Annotated in this window: 2 protein-coding genes; both read right to left on the bottom strand. The window is 71.1% G+C overall.

Going from position 1 to position 2,614, the window contains the following annotated elements; all coding sequences use genetic code 11:
• A partial coding sequence (locus HW445_RS26065) for a helix-turn-helix domain-containing protein (RefSeq protein ID WP_180223337.1) occupies positions 1-632 on the bottom strand: 632 nt, incomplete at its 3' end.
• A gap of 281 nt (positions 633-913) precedes the next feature.
• On the bottom strand, positions 914-2,614 hold a 1,701-nt coding region (locus HW445_RS26060; RefSeq protein WP_180223336.1), incomplete at its 5' end, for a glycine betaine ABC transporter substrate-binding protein.

The following is a 2,614-nucleotide window of genomic DNA, read 5'->3' as shown; positions in this document are numbered from 1 at the left end:
TCCTGCGTCGCCTCGATGTGCTCGGCCACCGCGACCACCACCACCCGCGTCCCCGGCTCGGTGGCCCGCCACCGGTGCCGGACGCCGCCGGTGAGGTACAGCGTGTCCCCGCGTCCCAGCCGGTAGGCACGGCCCTCGGCCTCGACCTCCACCGCGCCGTCGGCGACGTACATCAGCTCGTCGTTGCGGTGCTGGAACTCCCGCCCCGCGTCGTACTCGCCGCTGAACTCCGTGGCGTGCATCTGATGGTGACCGCGCACCAGCGTGCGCGTCCGCGCCGGACCCGCCGTCTCCGGCGCGTCGGAGCGGCCGGCCGGCCGCTCGGCGAGGGGTTCGGGGGCGAGGGCCTCCTCGAGGGGTTCCTCTCCCCCGAACCCCTCGCCGCGCACCACGTCCACGCTGCACGCCGGGTCCGCCGCCGCCAGCAGTTCCACCGCCGTGGTCCGCAGGGCGTCCGCGACCTTCTCCAGCGACCGGTGGCTGGGGCGCGCACGCTCGTTCTCGATCTGGCTGAGGAACGGAACCGACAGGCCGCTCCGCTCGGCCACCGCGGCGAGGGTGAGCTCGAGCGCACGACGGCGCCGCCGGACGGCCGCCCCCACCCGCAGGGGCTGTTCCTTGTGGTCGCCCATCGCTCCGGCTCCCTCCCTCACTCGTGTGCGCGCCGCTGGAGACCCGCCGCCGCTCCCATGGTGCCGGAAGTCCTTCCCGAACCTGCCTGACCCCCGGCCCCCACGGCCAAACAAATTCCGGCGCTGCGTGACTGCGCGCATCGAGCCGTCACCCTACGTCATAGCCCGGCGTCCGGGACGGCCGCATCCCCTTCCCGGGCCCGCGGCGCGGGCCCCGCACGCGCGCCGCCCCGGCCGCGACGGCGACCGGGGCGGAGCGACGGACGGGCGGCCTGCGGCCGTCACGCGTCGGGAGTCATCCGGCCGGGGACGTCCGGGTGCTCCTTCAGCCAGGCTTCGACGGCCTCGGGCTCCTTGCCCTGCCCCCGGCGGACGATCTCCGCCTCCAGGGAGGCCAGTTCCTCCTCGCTCATCCGGAAGCCCTTGATCCATCCGGCGAGCGTCGGGTACTGCTCGGGGAAGTCCTCCGAGGCGATGGTGTGGATCTTGTTGCCCTCGCCCCAGGCCTTCTTCGGGTCCGCCAGCTTGGTCAGCTCGTACTGGTCGTAGGCCCAGTGCGGGGACCACAGGGTGACCGCCACCGGCTTCTTCTCCGCGTAGGCGCGCTTGAGCTCGGCCAGCATCGCCGGTGTGGAGCCGTCGACGACCTCGTACTCGTCCTCCAGCCCGTACGCCGGCAGGACGTCCTTCTTCAGCAGGTTCATCTCGCCGGTGCCCGGCTCGATGCCGATGATCCTGCCGTCGAACTCGTCGGCGCGGCCCTTCAGGTCCTCCATGGAGTCGACGCCCTTGACGTACGAGGGCACCGAGATCTCCAGCGAGGTGGGTTCGTACCAGCTGCCGAGGTCGACGAGGTCGTCCTTGGTCTTCTCCCAGAAGTTGCTCTGGGCGTGCGGCAGCCAGGCGTCGAAGTTGAGGTCGACGTCACCGCTGGCGAGACCGGTGTAGACGGGGCCGACGTCCATCTGCTTGAGGTTCATCGTGTAGCCGCGGTCCTCCAGGACGTGCTTCCAGAGGTGGGTGACGGCGATGTCCTCCTCCCACGGGAACCAGGCGACCTCCAGCGGGCGCGCGGTCTCCCCGTCGCCCGCGGCGCCCTTGGCGCCCTCGGGCAGCGGGGCCCACTCGTCCACCAGTCCGGGGTGCTTCTTCAGCCAGGCCTTGACGGCCTTGTCCTGGTTGCCCTTGCCGGCCGCGTTGATGTCCGCCTCGAGGCCGGTGAGCTGCTTCTCGGTCATCGTGAAGTCGCGCAGCCAGCCGGCGACGACCGGGTTCTCCTCGGAGTACCCGTCGCGGGCCAGCGTGTGGATCTTGTCGCCGGCGCCCCAGGCGTCCTTGGGGTCCTTCAGCTTCTTCAGCTCGAAGTCGTTGTAGGCCCAGTGCGGCGACCACAGGGTGGTCACGATCGGCTTCTCGGCCGCGTAGGCGCGCTTGAGTTCGGCGAGCATGGCGGGGGTCGAGCTGTCGACCACCTCGTACTCGTCCTCCAGGCCGTACGCCCCGAGCACCTTGTTCTTCAGCAGGTCCATCTCGCCCGCGCTGGGCTCGATGCCGGTGATCTTCCCGTCGAACTCGTCGGCGCGGCCCTTGAGGTCCTCCATGGAGTCGATGCCGTCCATGTAGGCCGGGACGGCCAGTTCCAGGGAGGTGGGGCCGTACCAGGCGCCCAGGTTCTCCACCTTGCCGCCGTGCTTCTTCAGGAACGGGCCGGAGGTGGTGGGCAGCCAGGCGTCGGTCTGGAAGTCGATGTCGCCGTTGGCCAGCGCGGTGTAGAGCGGTGCCACGTCGTACTGCTGGACCTCGACGTCGAAGCCGCGCTGCTCCAGGACGTTCTTCCAGACGTAGGTGGAGGCGACGGCCTCCTCCCAGGCCACGTAACCGATGGTGACCTTCTTGCCCTTGCCGACGTCCGCCGCGTCGCCGACGGCCGTGGCGGGGGCGTTGCCCGCGCCGCCCACGGCTCCCAGCAGTCCGGCGGTGAG

Source organism: Streptomyces sp. UH6 (genome assembly GCF_013421635.1).
In the GTDB taxonomy this organism is placed as follows: Bacteria; Actinomycetota; Actinomycetes; order Streptomycetales; family Streptomycetaceae; genus Streptomyces; species Streptomyces abyssomicinicus.
The sequence above is the reverse complement of the archived record's forward strand: the minus strand, read 5'-3'. Positions and strand labels throughout refer to the sequence as shown.